Genomic DNA, 23,777 nt, shown 5'->3' on the forward strand with positions numbered 1-23,777 from the left:
GCTATGCCAGCCTGTCTCGGATGCCGCTTCAGCAGGCCATTTCCCGGGTCAAATTGTCCTTGGCGATTTCCGGACCCTTTACAGCTTTTGCGCAAAACAATCCGCTTTGATAGCGTGAGCGCATGACCTCTGTCCGTTTCCGTCTGCTGATCCTGGCCCTCGCGCCCATGGTGCTGCTGATGCCGCTTCTGCTGTTTCTGGGCATGACGCGGTGGACGGCGGATTATGACGAGGTGCTGATTGCCAATGTCGAAAGCGATCTGAGAATTGCCGAGCAATATCTGTCACGGCTGATGGTTGAGACCGGTGATGAACTGCAGGCCGTTGCCGGTTCGGTGGAATTTGCACGAACCCCCCGGCCGGGCTTTGAGGCGTTCTTTGAAAAGAAGCGCGCGCAGCTTGAATTGGACTTTCTCTATTACCTACCGCGCGGCAAGGCCACCGGCACTTGGCCCGTCATCGAAAGCGCAGCACAGGGTCAGGGGCGGACCGAGATCGACATCTTCACTGGTGCGGCACTCAGTGCGATTGCTCCCGACCTTGCCAGTCGCGCCCGCCTGCCACTGATCGAGACAGAGGCCGCCGTGCCCACCGACCGCGAAGTCGAAGATCGCGGCATGGTCATTCACTCCGCCACCCCAGTCCGCCTGCCCGGGCGCGATGGCGTGCTGGTGGGGGGCATCCTGCTGAACCGCAACCTCGGCTTTATCGATACGATCAACGCGCTGGTCTATCAGGACGCGGTGGCGGGCGGGTCGCGACAAGGCACGGCCACCCTGTTTCTGGAAGATGTCCGCGTGTCGACCAATGTGCGCCTTTTCGAGGATGTGCGCGCCCTTGGCACCCGTGTGTCGGCAGCGGTCCGCGGGCAGGTGCTGGGCGAGGGGCAGACATGGCTCGACCGCGCATTTGTGGTCAATGACTGGTATATCTCGGGCTATCTGCCTCTGAGAGACAGTTTTGGGGACTATGTCGGCATGCTTTATGTCGGCGTTCTGGAACAGCCCTTCACCACCGCAAAGCGCAACGCCTTCCTTGCCATTCTCGCGGCGTTCGTGGCGGTGCTGCTGTTGTCGGCACCGGTATTCCTGCGGCTTGCCAAGGGCATCTTCGCCCCGCTCGAACGCATGATCCGCACCATGGTTCAGGTGCAGCGCGGCAACCTGTCGGCGCGTAACGGACAGGTCGGCGCCAGCGGCGAGATCGAAGAAGTGGCCGGTCACCTTGACGATCTGCTGGACCAGATTCAGGAACGCGACCAGCGATTGAGATCCTGGAACGAGCAGTTGAACGAGCGCGTCGACAAGCGCACGGCAGAGCTGCAACGCGCCAATGAAAAGCTCGAAGAGACGTTTCGCCAGTTGGTGATGAGCGAAAAGCTGGCCTCGATCGGAGAAATCACCGCCGGTGTCGCCCATGAGATCAACAACCCTGTCGCGGTCATTCAGGGCAACATGGACGTCATCCGCGAGAGCCTGGGAGATAGCAGCGAAACGATCCGGACCGAGCTTGGCCTGGTCGACCGGCAAATCGCGCGGATTCAGACCATCGTGGGTAAGCTGCTGCAATTCGCCCGACCCGGTGAGTTTGCCGATCTTGAACAGACGGTGCCGGTCAGCCCGGTGATCACCGACTGCCTGGTGCTGGTCAATCACGTCATTTCGCACGGCGATATCCGGGTCGAGACCCATCTGGACGCCGAGGTCGCGGTCCGCATCGATCCCGGTGAATTGCAACAGGTGCTGATCAATCTGATCATGAACGCGGTTCAGGCTATGGAAGAGCGCGGCGTGTTGACCCTGACATCGGCGGATGCCCAACGGGACGGGGTTGCCGGGGTGCGCATCACGGTGTCGGATACCGGGCCGGGCATCGCGCCAGAAGATGTCGATGACGTCTTTGCCCCCTTCTACACCACCAAACAGGCCGAGGGCACCGGTCTGGGCCTGTCGATTTCACAAACCCTGATTCAGCGGGCCGGAGGGTTGATCACGGCCCAAAACCAACCGGGCGGCGGTGCCCGGTTCGACGTCTGGCTACCAGCCGCGTCCATAAAACCAACCCCGCTACGACAAGCGGTTTAGGTGGTCGATCCCCTGGCTTGACGCTGCAAACCGCTCCCTGAAACCGACGGGGGCCCTGTGAGGCAAGCCCGTCATGACCACGGCACGTGCTGAGCCCTCATGTCACTTGAGAGACAGAACGGCTATGACAGCATCATCTGGCTTCTGGCAAAAATGTGATCGACAAAAAGGCGCACCTTCGGGTCTTGCAGCTTCTTGTGCGGATAGATGCATCCGAAAATCGTTGGTTGTGGCGGGGTGTCCGGCAGGACCTCGACCAGTCGCCCGCTCGACAGATGCTCGGCGACATCGAACCGTGGCTTGTTGACGATGCCGCGACCGGCAACGGCCCAATCGGTCAGGACATCGCCATCATCGGCGTCAAACCTGCCACGCACCTCAAGCTTGACCGGGCCGGTCGGCGCGATCAGCGTCCAGAAATATTCCGGCGAGCGCGGGTATCGCAGCAGCAGGCAGTTGTGATTGAGGTGCAGTAGATCCTCTGGCGTCTCAGGCGTGCCGAAGTCCGCAAGATAGGTTGGGGACGCGCAGAGAACCCGCTCGCAATCGGCGATCTTGCGCAGCTTCATGTTCGAATCCTGCGGCTGCCCGACAAAAAACGCCACATCCAGACCATCCGCCAGCATGTCGACCTTGCGGTCGGACAGCCGCATTCTCACCTCGGTTTCCGGGTAGGCATCAACAAAATCCGGTACAAGCGGCGCAACTATCCTGCGGCCCACGCCCAACGGGGCCGTGACGCGGATGGCGCCTCTGGGCCTGTCCGAGAAATTGGCAACTTTCGCCTCTGCCGTCTCCAACGCCAGCAGCACGCTCTTTGCCTCGTCATAGAAAACCGTACCAACCTCGGTGGGCGTGATCGACCGCGTGGTTCGGTTAAACAGCCGCACGCCAAGGCGTTTTTCCAACTCCTTGATACGTTTGCTGGCCACTGCGGGCGTAAGCCTGAGGTCACGCCCGCCAGAGGTGATGCTGCCAAGCTCAACCACTCTGACAAAGACACGCAGGCTTTCTACATAGGACATTCTTGATCACGCCTTGTGCAAACTCAGCGCAGGCAGGTTGCCCTGTTCCGCGCTGACTTTCAACAAAGTGTTGAAAGTATTTGCCGTTTGCAGCGGTTTTTTACCGTAATGGGTCGTTCTAGAGTGCCTTGGACGTGACGTTTTGCAACCAGGCAGCGGGAAACGACGAAGATGGCGCATCGCAGTGAGATACGATTTGTACTGAACGGTCGGGATGTTTCGGTCAGCGATGTCGGCGCAAGCCAGACGCTGCTCGACTATCTGCGGCTGGAGCGCCGCCTGACCGGCACCAAGGAGGGCTGTGCCGAGGGCGATTGTGGTGCCTGCACCGTTCTCGTTGGACGGCTGAGCGACGCTGGCCTGACCTACGCCCCCGTCAATGCCTGCATCCGGTTTCTGGCCTCTATCGATGGCTGCCATGTGGTGACAGTCGAATATCTGTCAGGGCCTGACGGGCGGTTGCACCCGGTTCAGCAAGCCATGATCGATCACCATGGCAGCCAGTGCGGATTTTGCACGCCGGGCTTTGTCATGTCGCTTTATGCGCTCTGGATGGAGACCGCCGAACCCTCCGAGGCGCAGGTTGAAACCGCGCTGCAGGGCAATCTGTGCCGCTGCACCGGGTATGAGCCGATCATCCGCGCCGCTGTCGCCGTCAACCGCTATGGATCGCCAGCCGCTGATCATCTGAATAAGGAGCGTGACGCCATCACAGCCCGCCTGCAAGCGCTGCAGGACGGTAAGCGAGTTGTGTCGGGCCCTGAGAACAACCTCAGCATTCTGCCCTCGGACGTGGATGACTTCGCCGATTGCCTTCTCAACTATCCCGAGGCGACGATTGTCGCGGGGGCCACGGATGTCGGCCTCTGGGTAACCAAATTCCTGCGCAATATCGGCCCGGCGATCTTCATCGGTCACTTGAACGACCTGAAGAACGTCGAACGCCAAGGCAACGACCTGTTGATCGGTGCCGGGGCAAGCTATACCGACTGTCAGGACGCGCTGTCCCGGCATCTGCCGCATCTTTCAACCTATTGGGACCGCATTGCCGGATGGCAGGTGCGCAATATGGGCACCGTGGGCGGCAATATCGCAAACGGTTCGCCAATTGGGGACACCCCGCCAGTCCTGATCGCACTGGGAGCTGAGATCACCCTGCGGCGGGGGTCCGAGCGCCGGACTCTGCCGCTGGAGGCGTTCTTTGTCGGTTACGGCAAACAGGACCGGCAATCCGGAGAATTCGTCCAAACCATCCGCATTCCGCTTCCCGAGCCGAACCAGCACAACGCGGCCTACAAGATCTCAAAACGGCGAGACGAGGACATCTCCTCCGTCGCGGTGGGGATCAACGTGAGCGTCACCGATGGCATTATCACCACCTGCCGCATCGCCTTTGGCGGCATGGCCGCCACCCCAAAACGCGCCGCTGCAACCGAGCGGGCCCTAATCGGCCAGATCTGGTCAGAAGCCGCATTTGATAGGGCCGCCGCTACGCTTTCACAGGATTTCACACCGCTCAGCGATTGGCGGGCCTCGTCCGACTACCGGATGCTGTCTGCCCAGAACCTGCTGCGCCGGTTCTTCCTTGAACATGACGCCGCAACCACAACCCCCATTCAACTGGCCTCGGCCTGAAAGAAGGAGACGATCAGATGAAAGACAACGTTTCCGTCCAGGGTACCGCCCATAGTGATCGCATTCACGACAGCGCCATCAAGCACGTCACAGGCCGTGCGGATTACACCGATGATATCGCGCTGCCCGCAGGCGCGCTGCATGCGTATTTGGGCGTTTCGGATGTGGCCCATGCCACGCTGAAGGGCATCGACCTGGCCGCAGTTCGGGCCGCACCCGGTGTGGTCGGCGTATTGACGGCAGAGGACGTCCCAGGCGTGAACGATATCAGCCCCACTGGGCTGAACGACGAGCCGGTCTTTCCCACCGACAATATCCAGTTTCACGGCCAGCCGCTGTTTGCGGTCATCGCCGAGACCCGCGATGCAGCCCGGCGCGCGGCGGAGCTGGCAAAGGTTGACTGTGACGTGCTGCCCCATGCGCTCGACCCGATTGCCGCGCAGGATGCCGGGTGTCCTTATGTGACCAAACCGCTCAAGCTTGAACGCGGTGACATTGCGCCCGCCTTCAAGACCGCGCCGCACCGCATCAAAGGCCGGATGAATGTGGGCGGCCAGGATCACATGTATCTCGAAGGCCATATCGCCTTTGCCATCCCGGGCGAAGACGATGAGGTTGTTGTGCAATGCTCGACCCAGCACCCCTCCGAGGCGCAGCATATGGTGGCGCATGTTCTGGGCGTACCCTCAAATGCCGTGGTGGTGAATGTGCGGCGCATGGGCGGGGGGTTCGGCGGCAAGGAAAGCCAGATGAACCTGTTCTGCGCCGTCGCCGCGATTGCCGCCAAGAAGTGGAACCGTGCGGTCAAAATCCGCCCCGACCGCGATCAGGACATGACCGCAACCGGCAAGCGGCATGATTTTGTGATCGACTATGACGTGGCCTTTGACGATGCCGGACGGATCGAGGCGGTGGATGGCAGCTTTGCCGCCCGTTGCGGGTTTTCGGCCGATCTGTCCGGACCGGTGACCGACCGCGCGCTGTTTCATGCCGACAACGCCTATTTCTACCCCAATGTGCGCCTGACCAGCCATCCGATGAAGACCAACACGGTGTCGAACACGGCTTTCCGTGGCTTTGGTGGTCCGCAGGGCGTGATCGCGGCGGAACGCATCATCGAAGAGATCGCCTATGCCACCGGTCAGGACCCGCTGGATGTGCGCAAGGCCAATTTCTATGGCGGCGAGGGTCGCGATCTGACGCCGTATCACCAGACGGTTGAGGACAACATTTTGGACCGATTGGTGTCTGAGCTGGAAGACAGTGCGGACTATCGCAAGCGGCGGCAGGATATCATCGCCTTCAACGCCAACTCACCGGTTCTGAAAAAGGGCATCGCGCTGACGCCGGTGAAATTCGGCATCTCCTTCACCGCCACTTGGTACAATCAGGCCGGTGCGCTGGTGCATGTCTATAATGACGGCTCGATCCACCTCAATCACGGCGGCACCGAGATGGGGCAAGGCTTGAATACCAAGGTCGCCCAGATTGTCGCAGAAGCATTCCAGGTGGATATCGATCGGATCAAGATCACCAAAACCACAACCGAGAAGGTGCCAAACACCTCCGCCACGGCGGCTTCCAGCGGGACCGACCTGAATGGGATGGCCGCACTGGATGCGGTCAAACAGATTCAGGCGCGTCTGGTCGATTTTGCAGTCAAAAAATGGGAGGTCGCCCCCGAAGAAGTGCTGTTCCGCGCCAATGAGGTTCATGTGGGCGCGGAGACCATCCCCTTCGATACCTTCATCAAACAGGCCTATCTGGCGCGGATACAGCTCTCTGCTGCGGGCTTCTACAAGACCCCGAAAATCCACTGGGACCGGGACAAGGGACAAGGACGTCCGTTCTACTATTATTCCTATGGCGCGGCCTGTTCCGAAGTGACCATCGACACGCTGACCGGCGAATACCGGGTTGAACGTACCGACCTCTTGCACGATGTCGGGCGCTCACTGAACCCGGCCCTGGACAAGGGTCAGGTCGAAGGGGCGTTTGTTCAGGGGATGGGCTGGCTCACCACCGAGGAACTGTGGTGGGACGACGCAGGCCGCCTGCGGACCCACGCGCCCTCGACCTACAAGATCCCCTTGGCGTCGGACCGGCCGCGGGTCTTCAACGTGAATCTCGCCGATTGGTCGGAAAACCGCGAGTTGACGATCAAGCGCTCCAAAGCCGTGGGCGAGCCCCCCTTCATGCTGGGCATCTCGGTGTTCGAGGCGCTGTCGATGGCAGTTGCTTCGCTCGCCGACTACAAAACCTGCCCGCGCCTGGACGCGCCCGCCACGCCTGAACGCGTGTTGATGGCTGTCAACCGGCTCAGAGACGGGGGATAGGATATGGCCCGCTCTTCGAAATCCTTGTCGGCCTTTCTGCAGGTCCAAGGCCCGGTGATCCGCATCTCGCTGACGCGGGTGCGGGGCTCGTCGCCGCGCAACGAAGGCACCGAGATGTTTGTTGCGGCGCAGGGGCTGTGGGGCACCATTGGGGGCGGGCAGCTGGAGCATCTCGCCATCGAACAGGCCCGCGACATGCTGCATGCGGGCATCCTGAACAAAGACATGGACGTGCCGTTGGGTCCAGAGATCGGGCAATGCTGCGGCGGGCGGGTGGAACTCTCGCTGTCGCGCATGCGCCCGTCGGACAAGCGCGCCGCTAAGTCGCGTGCGCAAAGCTCCGACGCGGCCCTGCCTCACATCTATGTCATGGGCGGCGGCCATGTCGGGCGGGCGCTGGCGGACCTGTTCCAGCATCTGCCGGTGCGCTGCATTGTCATCGACACGCGCGCACAGGAAATCGAGCTGTGCCAGGCCGATGTAGAATGCCGCGTCAGCGCCATCCCCGAGGTCGACATCATGACCGCCCCAAAGGACAGCGCTTTCATCGTCCTGACCCATGATCACGGTCTCGATTTCCTGCTGGCCTCGGCGGCGCTGGAGCGTGGCGACGCGCGCTACGTGGGCATGATCGGATCGGCCACCAAACGGACCAAGTTCCGCAACTGGGCGCACAAGCATTGCGACGGCCAGACAATCGAGCATCTGAACTGCCCCATCGGGGCGAGCGGCAGCCGCGACAAGCGGCCCAGCGTCATTGCCTCCTTCGTGGTGGCCGAAGTGATGGCTGAATTGACCTCTGAAACTGCCGCAACCGCCCCTTACGGGGCACTCGACGCATGTGCATCGGGACATCACCAAGGCCAGCAAGGGATTTCGGGCTGAATTCGCCGGAACGAGGGCTGGTTCCATCAGAGGAGGAGACCGTCATGGACGGGAGGACCTACGACTACAAGCTGTTCACACGCAGCGATTTCAGCGCCTTCTGGGCGCTGTTCACCGATAACCTTGTCAATCTGCTGATCCTGTCCGGGGTCTGTCAGTTCGTATTTCAGATGCCCGCCGAGATCGTATTCGGCCGCATCGTTCCCGGTGCCGCCATCGCAATTCTGGCCGGTGTCGCCGTTTATACCTACATGGCCAAATGGGCCGCAAAAGCGCAGGGCAAGGATGTAACCGCCCTGCCCTATGGCATCTCGACGCCGGTAATGTTCGTCTATCTCTTCGGGGTGATCGGGCCGATCTACTGGGCCACACAAGACCCGCTGCTGGCCTGGCAAGTCGGCATCGGTGCAGGCTTCATGGGCGGCATTGTGGCGGCTCTCGGGGCCGTCGTCGGCCCGTTCCTCAAGCGTATCACGCCGCGGGCGGGGATGCTGGGTACGCTCTGCGGTATCGCGCTGGTCTTCATCGGGTCGGTGCCGCTTGCGGAGATCTTCGAGCATCCGATCATCGGCTTCACGTCATTGCTCTTCATCCTGTGGGGGCTGATCGGACGGTTCCGTCTGCCGGGCAACATCCCTGCCGGTCTGGTCGCAATCGGCGCAGGTACGATCATCGCGCTCGTGTTGGGAGAGGCCAAACTCGACGTCAGCGGCATCGGGTTCTATCCCCCAATTCCCTATTTTGGCGATCTGATTGTCGGGGTGCAGTATCTCTTTACCAATCCCGAGCTGTTCCTCGTCCTGATCCCGGTGCAGATCTACAACTTCATCGAGACCATGAACAACGTGGAATCCGCCGAAGCGGCGGGCGATCACTATCCGGTTGGTCTGTGCCAGGTCACCGATGGTGCGGGCACCATGATCGGCGCTCTGTTCGGCTCGCCCTTCCCCACCACGGTCTATATCGGGCACCCGGCCTATAAGCGTCTGGATGCACATGCGGGCTATATCGTCGGGGTTGCTCTCGTGATCGCCGCAGCGGCCTTCCTTGGGTTCCTGTCCTTCCTGGCGGGTCTCATTCCGATTGCTGCCGCCGCGCCGGTGCTGGTCTTTGTCTCGGTCAGCCTGATCACCAACACCGCCTGGGCGGTAAAGCCACTGCATATGGCAGCCGTGTCCTTTGCCATCCTACCGCATATCTCAGCGTTCCTGATGGTCAAATGGGGGTCGTTGATGAATGCCCTGCGCAGTTCCGGCGTCGAAGGTCTGCCCGCGCTTGGCGATGAAGGACTGACCGCAGCGTTGCTGATGGAAGGCGCGCATTACGAGGGCCATCTGGCGCTGAGCCAGGGCGCCATTCTGACCGGCCTGATCTGGGGCGCGATCGTGGCGGACGTGATCGACGGACGGTTCCGCATGGCGGGTAGCTTTGCCATCGCGGCGGCAGTGATGTCCTCTATCGGGGTGATCCATTCTTTCACGCTGCAGGCCCCGCAACTGGACGGGATCACCATCGGCTATCTGATCATCGGCGCGTTCCTGTATCTCTACCCGATGCTCGTGCCGAAGGAAGATCTGGAACATCGGGTCATCGTCCCTGATGAGCCTGACATGATCGACGACGACACGCCTGCGCAACAGGCCTAAGCGCAGATCGGGGCGGCGCAGCAGCCGCCCCGAACCTTCCCCGTGATGCAAAGAGACCAATCATGACCCAGACATTGCTGCGTGGACGCGTACTGACATTTCACGCCGAGCCACAAAATGGCGAAGACAGCGACGCCTACAGCTATATCGAGGACGGGGCCGTGCTGGTCCGTGACGGTGTGATCCGCAAAACCGGTAGCTTCGGCGACGTGACGGCCATCGCTCCAGATGCGCAGATCATCGACCACCAGCCGCACCTGCTGATGGCGGGCTTCATCGACACCCACCTCCATTTTCCGCAGGTGCAGGTAATCGCATCCTGGGGATCGCAGCTGCTGGATTGGCTTAACAACTACACCTTTCCCGAAGAAACACGCTTCGCTGATCCCGATCATAGCGCGCTTATGGCCGAGAAATTCTTCGACCAATTGATCGCCCATGGCACCACGACGGCTGTGGCCTTTTGTTCCGTCCACAAAGCCTCGGTCAGCGCCTTTTTTCACGAGGCCACAAGGCGGCAATTGCGAATGCTGGGCGGCAAGGTGATGATGGACCGCAACGCGCCCGCCGGCCTTCTGGACACCCCGCAAACGGGCTATGATGACAGCAAGGAGTTGATCGCCACATGGCATAGCAAAGGACGGTCGAGCTACGTTATCACGCCACGCTTTGCGATCACCTCGACGCCCGAACAGATGGAGATGGCGCAGGCTCTGGTGCAGGAACACAGCGACTGCCACGTACAAACCCACCTGTCGGAAAACCGCGACGAGATCGCCTATACGCTGGAGCTTTATCCGCAGGCCCGCGACTATCTGGATGTGTATCAATCCTACGGGCTGCTCGGTGCGAAGACCTTACTCGGGCACTCCATCCACCTGGAACCGCGCGAGATCGACGCGCTGGCCGAGACCGGCGCACATCCGGTCTTTTGCCCGACCTCGAACCTGTTTCTGGGCAGCGGGCTTTTTGACAATGCCGGTCTGCGCGCACGCGGCATCAGCAACGGGATCGCGACCGATGTCGGCGCGGGAACAAGCTATTCCATGCTGCAGACCCTCAACGAGGGCTACAAGGTATTGCAAATGCAGGGCCAGTCGCTGCACCCGCTGCAGGCCTTCCACTGGGTCACGCGTGGCAATGCCTGCGTCCTTGGAATGGAGGACAAGATCGGCACGCTCGATCCCGGCACCGAGGCCGATATCGTTGTCCTTAACGCACGCAGCACGGAGGCGATGGCCCTGCGCATGGACCGCGCCGAGACCTTGTCCGAAGAATTGTTCATCCTGCAGATGATGGGCGATGACCGGGCCATCAAAGAGGTCTATGTCAGCGGCAAGCCAAGCAAGAACGCCCCCGCCGTACGCGCACCTCGCGCCCGGGTCCCGGAATATTCGTGACCCGCGCTACCTTGCGAATTTTCAAGCAGCACGCCGGGATTATCAAGCGAATGCGAAAGGTGCTGTAACACTGACGCGGGTGGCCAGCCGGTACCTGGCCCAACATATTTGACCTAAACTGCAGAAAAGACAGGAGCCTTGATGTCAACGAATTACTATGCCCCGACAGGCGGGCATCCCGGTCAAGAGCAGCTCCTGACGGATCGGGCAGTCTTCACCGATGCCTATGCCGTCATTCCAAAGGGAACGATGCGCGACATCGTGACCAGCTTTCTTCCATTCTGGGATGACACCCGGCTTTGGGTGATTGCCCGCCCAATGAGCGGTTTTGCCGAAACGTTCTCGCAATACATCATGGAGGTCGCGCCCGGCGGCGGCTCTAATCATCCGGAAACCGATCCGGGTGCTGAGGGGGTCCTGTTTGTCGTCGAGGGAACAGCATCCCTGAAGGTGGACGGGGCCGAACATCATCTGACCGAAGGTGGCTATGCATATCTGCCACCATCATCCAACTGGACCCTGCGCAATGCCTCGGACGAGATGCTTCGTTTCCATTGGATTCGCAAAGCCTATGAGGCGGTGCCGGGTCTGGCCGCCCCCGACGTGATCATCGCCAACGAGCAGGACATCGCGCCGACGGTCATGCCCGACACGGACGGCAAGTGGGCGACCACGCGCTTCGTCGACCCAAGTGACCTGCGCCACGACATGCATGTCACCATCGTCACCTTCGAACCCGGAGCGGTCATTCCCTTCCTCGAAACCCATGTGATGGAGCATGGGCTTTATGTGCTGGAGGGCAAGGCCGTCTACCGTCTGAACAATGACTGGGTCGAGGTCGAAGCAGGCGATTACATGTGGCTGCGCGCCTTCTGCCCGCAGGCCTGTTATGCAGGCGGTCCGGGCAAATTCCGCTATCTGCTCTACAAAGACGTCAACCGCCACATGGCGCTGCGCCCGCTGGCGGGCATGGCCAAAACAAACGCGCCTCTCAGGTCCGCCGCCGAGTAGCCTGCCCCCCGATGGCGAGCGAGAGCGCCTGAGCCGCCTCCACCACAGAGCGGCTCAGGCGCTCGATGTCATCCGGGGCGACGCGGCTGGTCGGGCCGGACACGGAAATCCCGGCAACGGCCTCGCCATTCACGTCAAAAACCGGTGCCGCGATGCAGCGCATGCCGAGGTTTTTTTCCTCACCGTCAATGGCAAACCCGGCCCGACGTACCTCTGCGAGATTGTCGCGCAGGGCGGCGAGGTCGGTGATGGTAAACTCGGTGAACGCCTCAAACGGCTTTCCCTGCAGGGCTCGGGTCAACCGCGCCTCACCCATCTCGGCCAGCAAGGCCTTGCCGATGCCAGAGGCATGCATCGGTGAGAGGGTACCGGGCGGAAAGAAAGCCCTGATATTCGCATAGGTCTCGACCTGGCTCAGAAACAGCACAGAGCCTTCTTTTTCGATCCCCAGATTGGCTGTTTCCCCGGTCTCTTCCATCAGCTTGCGCAACAAGGGGCGGGCACATTCCACGAGGCTCGTGCGCCTGAGAAACCGCGCCCCGATGACAAAAGCCTGCGGCCCGATATGCCAGACCTGTTCGACCGGATCGAATTCGACCAACCCCCTGCCCTCCAGCGTCACAAGCACCCGGTAGACCGTCGCCGGAGATTGCCCCATTTCGGCGGAAATCACCGTCAGCGCCTTGCCCTGCGCCTCGCTGAGAAACTCGAAAACCTCCATCGCGCGATCCAGGGACTTGATCGTGTTCTGCGCGGTCTTGTCCTCCCAGCCACGCGGCCGTCCGCGTGCCCGACGGGGACTGGTTTCGTCATTGTTTTGAGATTTCATATAAAGCCTCAGATTTTTGCGAAAGGTATTTTCACATTATGAAAAATGTAAAGGTCTGACAACAATGAAGTAATCTTTCTCATTGGAAAATGAAAAACGATTTCAAAAAAATATCACCCAGTTCGGGGCCGCGCTAGAAACGAGGTAACGATCTAAGGAGATGGATATGAGCTTTCAAAACCCTGTTTTCATTCCGGGGCCGACCAACATCCCGGAAGCTCTGCGCAAAGCCTGCGATATGCCGACCATAGACCACCGGTCACCGCTGTTCGGGCAGATCCTGCACCCGGCCCGGGAGGGGGTGCGCAGGGTGCTCAAAAGCGGATCGGCCGAGATTTTCATCTTTCCCTCCACCGGGACAGGTGGCTGGGAAACGGCGCTGACCAATTGCCTTAGCGCAGGTGACACGGTTCTGGCCGCGCGCAACGGCATGTTCTCGCATCGCTGGATTGATATGTGCCAGCGCCATTCTCTGGACGTACGGATCGTTGAAACGCCTTGGGGCGACGGTCTGCCTGCCGACCGCTACGAAGAAATCCTCACTGCCGATACGCAGCACCAGATCAAGGCCGTGCTTGCGACCCACAATGAAACGGCCACCGGCGTGAAATCGGACATCGCCGCGGTGCGCCGCTCCCTGGATGCGGCGGGCCACCCTGCCTTGCTGTTTGTCGATGGCGTGTCCTCGATCGGCTCGATGGATTTCCGGTTTGACGAATGGGGCGTCGATGTCGCGGTGACCGGCTCGCAAAAGGGCTTCATGCTGCCCGCCGGGCTTGCCATTGTCGGGTTCAGCGACAAGGCGATGGCGGCAACCAAGACCGGCACCCTGCCCCGGACCTTCTTTGACGTGCATGACATGGCCAAGGGCTATGCCAACAACGCCTACCCCTACACGCCCGCCGTGGGCCTGCTGAACGGTCTCAACGAGGCCTGCGCGATGCTGTTGAGCGAAGGGCTGGACAACGTCTTCGCGCGTCACCACCGCATCGCCAGCGGCGTGCGCAAGGCGGTGGCGGCCTGGGGGATGGACCTCTGTGCCAACAGTCCCGACGTCTATTCTGACACGGTCAGCGCCATTCGCACGCCCGACGGGTTCAACGCCACCGATATCGTGACCCATGCGGCTGAAACCTATGGCGTCGCCTTCGGCGTCGGGTTGGGAGAAGTTGCCGGTAAGGTGTTCCGCATCGGCCACCTGGGCAGTCTGACCGACGTGATGACCCTGAGTGGTATCGCCACGGCTGAGATGTGCATGGCTGATCTTGGCCTCGACATCACGCTCGGCTCAGGGGTCGCGGCGGCGCAGGAGTATTACCGGGGACACCCGTCGCTCGCGCACAAGGATGCCGCGTGATGAAGGACAGCGCGATGTATATTCCAACCTACGATGACATGTTGGCCGCCCATGAACGGATCAGCCCTTTCATCCACCGCACACCGGTTCTGACCTCGTCTTATCTGAACGACTTGACCGGCGCGCAGCTGTTCTTCAAATGCGAGAACTTCCAGAAAGCGGCCGCGTTCAAGGTGCGCGGTGCCTCGAATGCGGTGTTTGGGCTGGACGAGGACGAGGCCAGGAACGGCGTCTGCACCCATTCCTCGGGCAACCATGCGCTGTCGCTCAGCTACGCGGCGGGTCGCCGTGGCATTCCTTGCAATGTGGTGATGCCGCGCACCGCGCCGCAGGCCAAGAAAGACGCGGTCATCGGCTATGGCGGCACCATCACCGAATGTGAGCCCTCGACCACATCGCGCGAGGCGGTGTTTGCCGAGGTTCAGGCCGCGACCGGGGGCAATTTCGTACATCCCTACAACGATCCGCGCGTGATCGCTGGCCAAGGCACCTGCAGCCGCGAGTTGATGGAACAAACCGGTGGCGTCGATATGGTCGTCGCCCCCATTGGCGGCGGTGGCATGATCTCGGGCACCTGTTTGACCCTGTCGCATATGGCGCCGGAGACCCAAATCATCGCCGCCGAGCCCCAGCAGGCGGATGATGCCTATCGCAGCTTCAAGGCCGGCCACATCATCGCGGATGATGCGCCGGACACAATCGCCGATGGTCTGAAAGTGCCGCTCAAGGATCTGACCTGGCATTTCGTGTCGAACCACGTGAGCGACATTCTGACAGCGAGCGAAGATGAGATCATCGACGCGATGAAGCTCACCTGGAAGCGCATGAAGATCGTGATGGAGGCAAGCTCGGCCGTGCCGTTGGCCACCATCCTCAAGAACAAGAACCGGTTCGCGGGCAAGCGCGTCGGTGTCATCATTACCGGCGGGAATGTCGATCTGGACGCCCTGCCCTGGACCAAATGAAGGGAGCCAACCCAATGAACGCACAGACAAATTTCAATGGCCTCGAAGTGGGCTTTGACGTTCCCGCCCTGCCCGGCATGGACGAGGCCGATATCCAGACGCCCTGCCTTGTGCTGGATCTGGACGCGCTTGAGCGCAACATCAAAAAGATGGGCGATTACGCCAAAGCCCACGGCATGCGCCACCGGGTTCATGGCAAGATGCACAAATCCGTCGACGTCGCGAAGTTGCAGGAGACGCTGGGCGGCTCGGTTGGCGTGTGCTGTCAGAAAGTGTCCGAGGCCGAGGTCTTTGCCCGTGGCGGCATCAAGGATGTTCTGGTTTCCAACCAGGTGACCGATCCGATCAAGATTGACCGTCTGGCGCGGATGCCCAAGTTGGGCGCGCGCGTCTTGTGTTGTGTGGATGATCCAGAAAACGTCGCGGCGCTGTCTGCCGCCGCCGTCAAACATGGCACCCAGATCGAAGCGCTGGTCGAGATCGACTGTGGCGCGGGTCGCTGCGGCGTGACCACCACGCAGCAGGTCGTCGATATCGCCAAACTGCTCGACGCCGCCGAGGGGCTGAAATCTGCCGGTATCCAGGCCTATCAGGGCGCGATGCAGCATATGGATAGCTACGAGGATCGCAAAGCCAAGCTCGACGTGGCCGTGGCGCAGGTCGCCGAGGCGGTCGCCGCTCTCAAGGCGGAAGGCCTGGACTGTGATATCGTCGGCGGTGGCGGCACGGGGTCGTATTATTTCGAGAGCAATTCCGGCGTCTATAACGAGCTTCAATGCGGCTCTTACGCCTTCATGGACGCCGATTACGGGCGCATTCTGGACAAGGACGGCAACCGCATCGACGAGGGCGAGTGGGAAAACGCGCTGTTTATCCTTACCACCGTAATGAGCCACGCCAAGGCCGATAAGGCCATTGTGGATGCGGGTCTGAAGGCGCAGTCACTCGATAGCGGCCTGCCGACCATCTTTGGCCGGGATGATGTCGAATACGTCAAATGTTCCGACGAGCATGGCGTGGTTGCCGACCCGGATGGCGTGCTCAAGGTCAATGACAAGCTCAAGCTGGTGCCGGGCCATTGCGACCCGACATGCAACGTGCACGACTGGTATGTCGGCGTGCGGAACGGGAAGGTCGAAACGCTCTGGCCGGTCTCCGCGCGCGGCAAGGCGTATTGAGCAGCATAGGGGGTCCGGCAGGGTGTTGGATCAAGACGCCCGCGTGCAGTGGCCACCCAAGGTAAGCACGCGGGCGCACGAGGTTTTTCGACAAGGAGCAAACACATGCTGATCGTCCCCGAGCGCGAGATCGCCGATCTCATGACGCGCGAGGCCGCCTTTGAGGCGGTCGAAAAGGTCTTTGCGGCCATGGCCGCCGGAGACGCCTACAACTTCCCTGTGGTCCGTGAGGCGATCGGCCACGAGGACGCGCTCTATGGCTTCAAGGGCGGCTTCGATCAGGCTGGCCTGACCCTTGGGCTGAAGGCCGGTGGGTACTGGCCGCATAACCTTGAGAAGCGCGCGATCATCAATCACCAATCAACCGTTTTCCTGTTCGATCCCGATACGGGCAAGGCCAAGGCCATGGTCGGCGGCAACCTGTTGACCGCCCTGCGCACGGCGGCGGCCTCTTCGGTGTCGATCAAGCATCTGGCCCGCCCGGGTGCCTCGGTCATCGGGATGATCGGGGCCGGGCATCAGGCGGCGTTCCAACTTCGCTCTGCCCTGGAGCAGCGCAATTTCGACAAGGTCATCGGCTGGAATTTCCACCCCGAGATGCTGCCGAATATCGAAAAAGTGGCTGCTGAGGCAGGCCTGCCCTTCGAGGCGGTGCAGCTGGATGGTATGACTGATGCGGATGTTATCATCTCGATCACATCGGCCTTTTCGCCCTCGCTGATGGCCGAGCATGTCTCGCCTGGCACGCATATCGCCTGCATGGGCACCGACACCAAAGGCAAGCAGGAGGTCGAGGCCGCGCTGCTCGCCAAGGCGGCGGTCTTCACCGACGAGGTGGCGCAATCGATTTCCATCGGCGAGGCCCAGCATGCGATTGCCGCCGGGCTGATCACCGAGGCAGATGTTGCCCAGCTAGGCGCGGTGATCAACGGCACTCATGCCGGGCGCAGCTCGGACGATCAGATCACGCTGTTTGACGGCACGGGCGTGGGCTTACAGGATTTGGCGGTTGCCGCCTCAGTGGTCGATCTGGCAGTTGCCAAAGGCATCGCCATCGAGGTCGACTTCTGAACTGAGCGCACTTCTCCCAGACATCCCAAAACGAAGCAAGCGGCGCCTATTTGGCGCCGCTTCTCTTTTCTTGCCGAAGGGTGTGGTGCCAGAGCACCACAAGCGCCTCATTCAGACGTGGCCGTCCTGCGGCAGCGACCCTTTGCTATGTCCCGCCATTCCGCCGGATACCTCCTCGGTTGCTTCATCCGACAATTCCTCAGGCAGCAGCAGGTTCAGCACAATGGCGATCAGGGCCGCGGGCAGCAACCCGCTGGTCATCAGGATGCGCAGCGTGTCCGGCAGGTATTGCACGGCTTTGGGGTCAAGTTGCAGGCCGAGCCCGATGGACAGCGAGATTGCAAAGATCACCATGTTGCGGCGATTCCAGTTCACGTCGGACAGCATCGAAATGCCCGCCGCGACAACCATGCCGAACATGACGATCACACCGCCCCCTAGCACCTCGATCGGGATGGTGCGGATCACAGCGCCCACTTTCGGCACCAACCCGCACAGGATAAGGAACAGCGCGCCAATTGTGACCACGTGACGGCTCATGACACCTGTCATGGCGATCAGGCCCACATTCTGGCTGAAAGACGTGTTGGGGAAGCCGCCGAAGATACCGGCGACCGCAGACCCGACACCGTCGGCATAGGTCGCGCCGGTGATCTCTTCTTCGGTCGCCTCACGCCCCGCGCCACCCTTGGTGATGCCCGAGACATCGCCCACGGTTTCCACCGCCGAGACGAAAGCCATCAGGCAGAAGCCGATGATCGCGGCAAAGCCGAACTCGAACCCGTATTTGAACGGGACCGGGAAGGCGATGGGCGCCGCGCGGCCCCAACTTGTCGCGATGCCTTCCAGAGTGACCATGCCCATCGCCATGGCGTAGAAATATCCCACCACGATGCCGATCACGACAGCAGACACCGCCAGCATGCCCTTTGCGTAGAACTTCAACGCCAGCGTGACAAACACGACGACGAGGGCTGCCGACCAGTTCAGAAGGCTGCCATATTCCGGCTTGTCGATCGCGGGCACGCCCCCTGCGGCGTATTGAATACCCACCTTCACCAGTGCCAGACCGATCATCGTGACCACGAGACCAGTCACAAGCGGTGGCAGCGCAAAGCGGATCTTACCGATGAAGGTTGCGATGAAGGCGTGGAACAGCCCGCCGACCAAAACGCCGCCAAAAAGAACGGGCAAAGCCTCGACCCCCTTGCCTGCTACCAGCGGGATCATGATCGGAATGAAGGCAAAGCTGGTGCCCTGCACGATCGGCAGCCGCGCGCCGACCGGGCCGAAGCCGATGGTCTGCAAGAGCGTGGCAACCCCGGCAAACAGCATCGACATCTGGATCAGATAGGTCATGTCCGGGAAACCTTGCGCGCCCGCATCAGACCCGAACCCAAAACCGGCAGCGCCCGCGATGATGATCGCGGGCGTCACGTTTGACACGAACATGGCCAGAACATGCTGAATGCCCAAGGGTATAGCGCGGTGGAGCGCCGGGGTGTAATTCGGGTCGCGGAGCTGTTCCGGTGTCCCGATTGATGTGTCTGCCATGGGGGTGATCCTCCTGTGAAGATGCTTTGTGCTGGCTCCTTTGCCAACTTCGCTTTTCATCTTTCGACTACGTATTCCGTCTCGAACCAGTGTTCCTCAAGGTTCGCACCGTCTCCGATCCGGTCGATGACCGCAAACAGCCCCGGTTCGGACAACGGCGTCAGAACACCGTGCCAGGTGCCGCGGTAAAAATTGATCGCCTGACCGGGTTGGGTGAGAAAGGCCACCGGATTTTCCGGCACGCCATTGGTGTCGCTGGCCACAACAACCAAAAACGGATCGGCGGACATCGGCACAAAGGCCTGACTGCCCGCCGGGTGACGCTCGACCATCCTCAGGGCCAGAGGCAGGGTTTCCTTCTCCCCTCTGAAGATGCTGATGCCAGCCGCGCCATCCGAGAAATCCAAACGCGCGCAGTCGTGAAACCGGGCGCAGCGGCCTTGGTTTATCAGTTTGTCAGGGTCGCCGCTTGCCTCCATCACATCGCCATAAGGCGCGAAGGCTTCGGCGGTCAGGGGCTCGGCCTTGATATGTCTGGTCATGCGCCGAGCTTCTCCAGCAGCCGCAATTCGGCGATGCGTTCCACCTGTTTGCAGGCCTCGTCGAATTCGGTCGCCCGGTCATGCCCGATCCGGCGCTCAAACGCCTCCATGATCGACGCCTTGGTGTTGTCGCGTACAGCAATGATGAAGGGAAAACCGAATTTCGAGGTATAGGCCTCGTTCAATCGCGTGAAACTAGCACGTTCCTCATCCGTCAGCGCGTCCAGGCCAACAGAAGCCTGCTCGGCCGTGGATTCAGCAGTCAGCCGTTTGGCTTCGGCCAGCTTGCCCGCCAGATCCGGGTGCGCGGTCAGGACGCCAAGGCGCTTGTCCTCGGGTGCGGCGCGGAACACGCGGGCCAGCATCTGATGGACACCGCGCGCGGTGTCATGCGTGGGGCCCAGTTCAAGATCATGCGCGCCTTCGGCGATCCAGGGGCTGTGTTCAAAAATACCGCCGAACTCGGCCACAAAGCTGTCGCGGTCCATTTCGGAGGGGCGAGGGTTTTGCATCGGGGGGTTCTCCTGTGCCCAGTGCTGCGCGATCTGCAGCCGCGTCGCGAACCAGACGTCTTCGTGGGATTTGAAATACTCGATCACCCGGCGCAGAGCGGCGGCGCGACCAGGACGCCCGATGAGGCGACAATGCAGACCGATCGACAGCATCTTGGGCGCACCGGCGGTACCCTCTTCGTAGAGCGTGTCGAAGCTGTCCTTAAGATAGGTTTCGAACTGATCGCCGCTGGTAAAGCCTGCCTGAATGGCGAAACGCATGTCGTTGCAATCCAGCGTGTAAGGAACAATCAACTGATCCCGCGCGCCACAACGCATCCAATAGGGCAGATCATCGGCATAGCTGTCAGCGACATAGTCGAACTGGCCGGTCTCAGCCGCCAGCCGCACCGTGTTGTTGGAGCAGCGCCCGGTATACCAGCCGCGCGGTGCCTCCCCGGTTACCTCTCGATGCAGCCGGATGGCCTCGGCAATCTGCGCGCGCTCGTCTTCTTCGGCCATATCCTTGTGCTCGACCCATTTCAGGCCATGACTGGCAATCTCCCAGCCCGCCGCCTTCATCGCGGCAACCTGCTCGGGCGCGCGCGCCAGGGCTGTCGCAACCCCGTAAACGGTGATGGGCAGATCGCTCAGCAGCCTGTGAACCCGCCAGAACCCGGCACGCGCGCCGTATTCATAGATCGATTCCATGTTCCAATGGCGTTGACCGGGCCAGGGCTGCGCGCCGGTAATCTCGGACAGAAACGCCTCAGAGGCGGCATCCCCGTGCAGGATGTTGTTTTCGCCGCCCTCTTCATAGTTCAACACGATCTGCACGGCGATCTTCGCGCCGTTCGGCCAGTTGGCGGCAGGCGGGGTGGCGCCATAGCCTGTCATGTCACGGGGGTAGCGGGTCACGCTTGTGTTCCTTTTGCTTTCATTCCTCTGTAATCCAAAACAATTCAAAAATTTTTCAAAAAAACGACGAAAGAGTATCTTGCCCAGAGCGCTTTGCAGCCTGCTAGGCATTGCGCCTATAAAAACAGCACCGCAAAAAGGAGAGGCAACAATGACCGGATATCTGACAACTCATGTGCTTGACACCGCGCGTGGCTGTCCGGCGCAAGGCCTCAGGGTCGAGCTTTACCGGCTGGACGGGGACAAGCGCACGCATCTCAAGACGCTTGTGACCAATGATGACGGGCGCACGGATGAACAAATCCTGCCCGCCGAGGCGTTCGAAACCGGTGTGTACGAGCTGGTCTTTCACGCGGGCAGCTATCTTGACGCCTGTGGCACCCCGCCCGAGACCCCGCGCTTCCTTGATGTCATCCCTCTCAGGTTCGGCATGTCGGAAGCCTCGCATTATCACGTGCCGCTGCTGCTGTCCCCGTTCGGCTATTCCACCTATCGCGGCAGCTAGGCCCGAAAGGCACTGCCGCGAATAACCTTGCCAATCCGCTCAATCACGAACTCCATGAACAGGCGCGTTTTGGGGTCCTGCCATTTGCGGTGGGTGAACAGGCACGCCATCTGGATGGACTCCGGCGGCGTTTCCATCGCGACGGGCACCAGAGCGCCGGATTTGATATGTTCCGAGACCTCGAATACCGGCTTCATCGCGATCCCGTTCCCCCCCAGCGCCCAATCTGTCAGCACATCGCCATCATCGGATTCATAGCGACCCGAGACCGGAAATTTCTTGGGGCCGTCCACGGTCATCAACGGCCATTGAAACTCGGTTGCCCCCGGAAACCGCAGGTTCAGGCATTCATGACGTTCTGACACCAGTTGCTCCCCGGATGCCGGATTTCCGCGCTCCGCGATATAAGAAGGCGCGGCGCAGAGCACCCTGTCCACGTCGGCAATCTTGCGGATGCGCAGGTTGCTGTCTTCGGGCTGGCCCAGGAAAAACGCCAGGTCCAACCCCTCGGTCGTCAAATCGACATTGCGATCCGTCAGACGCAACCGGATTTTGACCTCCGGGTATTCCTTCAGGAAATTGGGAACCTGCGGTGCGATCAATCTGCGTCCGACCCCCAGTGGTGCGGCCACATACAGAGAGCCCTTTGGGTATTCGGTGATGTTGACGACCTGCGCCTCGGCGCTTTCGACGGATTCCAGAATGTCACAAGCGCCGGTGTAAAAGGCCTGCCCCTGCTCGGTCGGAGTAAGGCTGCGAGTCGTCCGTTGGAACAACCTGACGCTCAAGTGTTCTTCGAGCTGCGAAATACGCGACGAGGTCACAGCCGGTGAGATGCGCAGGTCACGACCCGCAGCAGACATGCTTCCCAGTTCATAGACACGCACAAAGGTGCGGATATTGTCGAGATAGGACATTGTTCTGTTTTTTTTGATGCTTCTTGGTATTCTTCGACAATACCAGAGTAATGCGCGGTCGCATAGGGTGCCCCGGTAAAGAACAAGAGGAAACTGCTATGTATGATCTGGCTGTGGCGTGGGACTGGGTCGCGTTCTCGGTCCGCTGGTTGCACGTCATCACCGCAATGGCGTGGATTGGCGCGTCATTCTATTTCATCGCCCTCGACCTGATGCTGAAGCCAAACCAGGCGCTGCCGGACGGCGCTAACGGAGAAGAGTGGGAGGTTCACGGCGGCGGCTTCTATCACACAGTCAAATATCTGGTGGCCCCGGCTCAGATGCCCGAACACCTGACCTGGCACAAATGGCAAAGCTACATGACGTGGGTGTCCGGCGCGGCCCTGCTGATGATCATCTACTGGGTAGGGGGCGAGTTGTTCCTGCTTGACCCGACCAAGGTCGAATTGTCGCTGTGGCAGGGCATCCTGATTTCGGGCGGGTCGCTGACCATCGGCTGGCTGGCCTATGATTACCTGTGCAAATCCAAGCTGGGCGAGCGGCCCACCTTGCTGATGCTACTGCTCTTCGCCATTCTTGTTGCGATGTCATGGGGTTATAACCAGATCTTCACCGGCCGCGCGGCACTCCTGCATCTGGGCGCCTTTACCGCCACCATCATGACCGCGAACGTGTTCTTCCAGATCATGCCCAATCAGCGCGTCGTGGTTGCTGACCTTAAGGCGGGCAGAACGCCGGATGCCAAATACGGCAAGATCGCCAAGCTGCGCTCAACCCATAACAACTACCTGACACTGCCGGTTGTCTTCCTGATGTTGTCGAACCACTATCCGCTGGCCTTCGGCACGCAATATGCCTGGATCATCGCCAGCCTGATCTTCCTGACCGGCGTGACGATCCGCCACTACTTCAACACCATGCACGCAACAGGCAAAGGCCCGCATTGGACCTGGGGTGTGACGGTCATCCTGATGATCCTGATTGCCTGGCTGTCCTCGGTGCGCCCGACCCAGACCTGGGAGGAGGCCGAGGCCCAGCCTCTGACCCCCTATGAGCAGAAATTCGCGTCAGCCGCCGGGTTTGAAGAGGCCTATGACACGGTGTTGGGCAACTGTTCGATGTGTCATGCAAGGGAACCGGTCTGGGGCGCCATGAAATGGGCCCCCAAAGGCGTCTATCTGGAAACACCGGGCGATGTCGCGCGCCAAGCCAGCGAGATCTACCTGCAGGCCGGGATAAGCCACGCCATGCCGCCCCCGAATGCGGTGCAAATGGATGAAGAGGCCCGCGCCCTGATCGTTGCCTGGGTGAACGAAGTTCGGCAGAAAGAGTGAAGGGGCAAGCCACGATACCCTCACTCAGGACGCTGCCGCTTTGCTGGTGACCGTCACAAGTGTTACGAGACAGGCAGGCCCTGCCGTTTTCTCC

Annotated in this window: 19 protein-coding genes; 13 read left to right on the top strand and 6 right to left on the bottom strand. The window is 60.8% G+C overall.

Annotated features, from left to right (window positions below; genetic code table 11):
- Positions 1-122: 122 nt before the first annotated feature.
- Positions 123-2,084 (top strand): sensor histidine kinase, encoded by a 1,962-nt coding sequence (locus AB1E34_RS09265; RefSeq protein ID WP_372572052.1) that lies wholly within the window; start codon positions 123-125, stop codon positions 2,082-2,084.
- Between the two features lie 122 nt (positions 2,085-2,206).
- Here the strand turns inward: AB1E34_RS09265 and AB1E34_RS09270 are convergent, their stop codons facing one another.
- Positions 2,207-3,109, bottom strand: a complete 903-nt coding sequence (locus tag AB1E34_RS09270) for a LysR family transcriptional regulator (protein WP_372572053.1) — start codon at positions 3,107-3,109, stop codon at positions 2,207-2,209.
- Between the two features lie 171 nt (positions 3,110-3,280).
- Between AB1E34_RS09270 and xdhA the strand changes: the two genes are divergently transcribed.
- The 6 genes from xdhA to AB1E34_RS09300 all read left to right on the top strand — a co-directional run bounded on the left by xdhA (position 3,281) and on the right by AB1E34_RS09300 (position 12,022).
- Positions 3,281-4,744, top strand: coding sequence for a xanthine dehydrogenase small subunit (gene xdhA / locus AB1E34_RS09275; RefSeq protein WP_372572054.1), 1,464 nt, complete (start codon positions 3,281-3,283; stop codon positions 4,742-4,744).
- A gap of 17 nt (positions 4,745-4,761) precedes the next feature.
- A complete protein-coding gene (gene xdhB, locus AB1E34_RS09280; protein ID WP_372572055.1) occupies positions 4,762-7,080 on the top strand; it encodes a xanthine dehydrogenase molybdopterin binding subunit in 2,319 nt (772 codons plus the stop codon).
- 3 nt (positions 7,081-7,083) lie between these two features.
- Positions 7,084-7,965 (top strand): xanthine dehydrogenase accessory protein XdhC, encoded by an 882-nt coding sequence (xdhC, locus tag AB1E34_RS09285; protein WP_372572056.1) that lies wholly within the window; start codon positions 7,084-7,086, stop codon positions 7,963-7,965.
- Between the two features lie 44 nt (positions 7,966-8,009).
- The gene (locus tag AB1E34_RS09290; protein ID WP_372572057.1) at positions 8,010-9,611 is read left to right on the top strand and encodes a xanthine/uracil/vitamin C permease; all 1,602 of its coding nucleotides are present in this window, start codon (positions 8,010-8,012) and stop codon (positions 9,609-9,611) included.
- Positions 9,612-9,673: 62 nt separating this feature from the next.
- Complete coding sequence (guaD, locus tag AB1E34_RS09295; protein ID WP_372572058.1) at positions 9,674-11,011, top strand: guanine deaminase; 1,338 nt, start codon at positions 9,674-9,676, stop codon at positions 11,009-11,011.
- A gap of 141 nt (positions 11,012-11,152) precedes the next feature.
- Positions 11,153-12,022 (top strand): bifunctional allantoicase/(S)-ureidoglycine aminohydrolase, encoded by an 870-nt coding sequence (locus tag AB1E34_RS09300; protein ID WP_372572059.1) that lies wholly within the window; start codon positions 11,153-11,155, stop codon positions 12,020-12,022.
- Here AB1E34_RS09300 and bhcR read toward each other — a convergent pair.
- The gene (gene bhcR, locus AB1E34_RS09305; protein WP_372572060.1) at positions 12,003-12,851 is read right to left on the bottom strand and encodes an HTH-type transcriptional regulator BhcR; all 849 of its coding nucleotides are present in this window, start codon (positions 12,849-12,851) and stop codon (positions 12,003-12,005) included. The genes AB1E34_RS09300 and bhcR overlap by 20 nt on opposite strands.
- A 166-nt stretch (positions 12,852-13,017) precedes the next feature.
- Between bhcR and bhcA the strand changes: the two genes are divergently transcribed.
- From bhcA to bhcD, 4 genes are all read left to right on the top strand, one after another.
- Positions 13,018-14,208 carry an L-aspartate--glyoxylate aminotransferase BhcA gene (gene bhcA, locus AB1E34_RS09310; RefSeq protein ID WP_372572061.1) on the top strand — a complete coding sequence of 397 codons (1,191 nt, stop codon included), beginning with the start codon at positions 13,018-13,020 and terminating at the stop codon, positions 14,206-14,208.
- Complete coding sequence (gene bhcB, locus AB1E34_RS09315; RefSeq protein WP_372572062.1) at positions 14,208-15,173, top strand: beta-hydroxyaspartate dehydratase BhcB; 966 nt, start codon at positions 14,208-14,210, stop codon at positions 15,171-15,173. The genes bhcA and bhcB overlap by 1 nt, the downstream gene beginning before the upstream one ends.
- Before the next feature lie 14 nt (positions 15,174-15,187).
- The gene (bhcC, locus tag AB1E34_RS09320) at positions 15,188-16,351 is read left to right on the top strand and encodes a 3-hydroxy-D-aspartate aldolase BhcC (RefSeq protein ID WP_372572063.1); all 1,164 of its coding nucleotides are present in this window, start codon (positions 15,188-15,190) and stop codon (positions 16,349-16,351) included.
- A 105-nt stretch (positions 16,352-16,456) separates the two neighbouring features.
- Positions 16,457-17,422 (top strand): iminosuccinate reductase BhcD, encoded by a 966-nt coding sequence (bhcD, locus tag AB1E34_RS09325; RefSeq protein ID WP_372572064.1) that lies wholly within the window; start codon positions 16,457-16,459, stop codon positions 17,420-17,422.
- A 111-nt stretch (positions 17,423-17,533) separates the two neighbouring features.
- Here bhcD and AB1E34_RS09330 read toward each other — a convergent pair whose 3' ends face one another.
- Genes AB1E34_RS09330 through puuE form a run of 3 tightly spaced genes read right to left on the bottom strand, consistent with a single transcriptional unit; the run spans position 17,534 to position 20,927 of the window.
- Complete coding sequence (locus tag AB1E34_RS09330; RefSeq protein WP_372572065.1) at positions 17,534-18,976, bottom strand: nucleobase:cation symporter-2 family protein; 1,443 nt, start codon at positions 18,974-18,976, stop codon at positions 17,534-17,536.
- Between the two features lie 56 nt (positions 18,977-19,032).
- Positions 19,033-19,518: an ureidoglycolate lyase gene (locus AB1E34_RS09335; protein WP_372572066.1), complete on the bottom strand. Its 486-nt coding sequence runs from the start codon at positions 19,516-19,518 to the stop codon at positions 19,033-19,035.
- Complete coding sequence (gene puuE, locus AB1E34_RS09340; RefSeq protein ID WP_372572067.1) at positions 19,515-20,927, bottom strand: allantoinase PuuE; 1,413 nt, start codon at positions 20,925-20,927, stop codon at positions 19,515-19,517. The genes AB1E34_RS09335 and puuE overlap by 4 nt, the downstream gene beginning before the upstream one ends.
- Before the next feature lie 151 nt (positions 20,928-21,078).
- Here puuE and uraH point away from each other — a divergent pair, with 151 nt between their 5' ends.
- Positions 21,079-21,432 (top strand): hydroxyisourate hydrolase, encoded by a 354-nt coding sequence (gene uraH, locus AB1E34_RS09345; protein WP_372572068.1) that lies wholly within the window; start codon positions 21,079-21,081, stop codon positions 21,430-21,432.
- Here the strand turns inward: uraH and AB1E34_RS09350 are convergent.
- On the bottom strand, positions 21,429-22,349 hold the full coding sequence (locus AB1E34_RS09350) for a LysR family transcriptional regulator (RefSeq protein ID WP_372572069.1): 921 nt from the start codon (positions 22,347-22,349) through the stop codon (positions 21,429-21,431). The genes uraH and AB1E34_RS09350 overlap by 4 nt on opposite strands.
- Before the next feature lie 98 nt (positions 22,350-22,447).
- Here AB1E34_RS09350 and AB1E34_RS09355 point away from each other — a divergent pair, with 98 nt between their 5' ends.
- A complete protein-coding gene (locus tag AB1E34_RS09355) occupies positions 22,448-23,683 on the top strand; it encodes a urate hydroxylase PuuD (RefSeq protein ID WP_372572070.1) in 1,236 nt (411 codons plus the stop codon).
- Positions 23,684-23,777 lie beyond the last annotated feature (94 nt).

The organism is Ruegeria jejuensis, assembly GCF_041537905.1.
Taxonomy (GTDB): domain Bacteria; phylum Pseudomonadota; class Alphaproteobacteria; order Rhodobacterales; family Rhodobacteraceae; genus Ruegeria_C.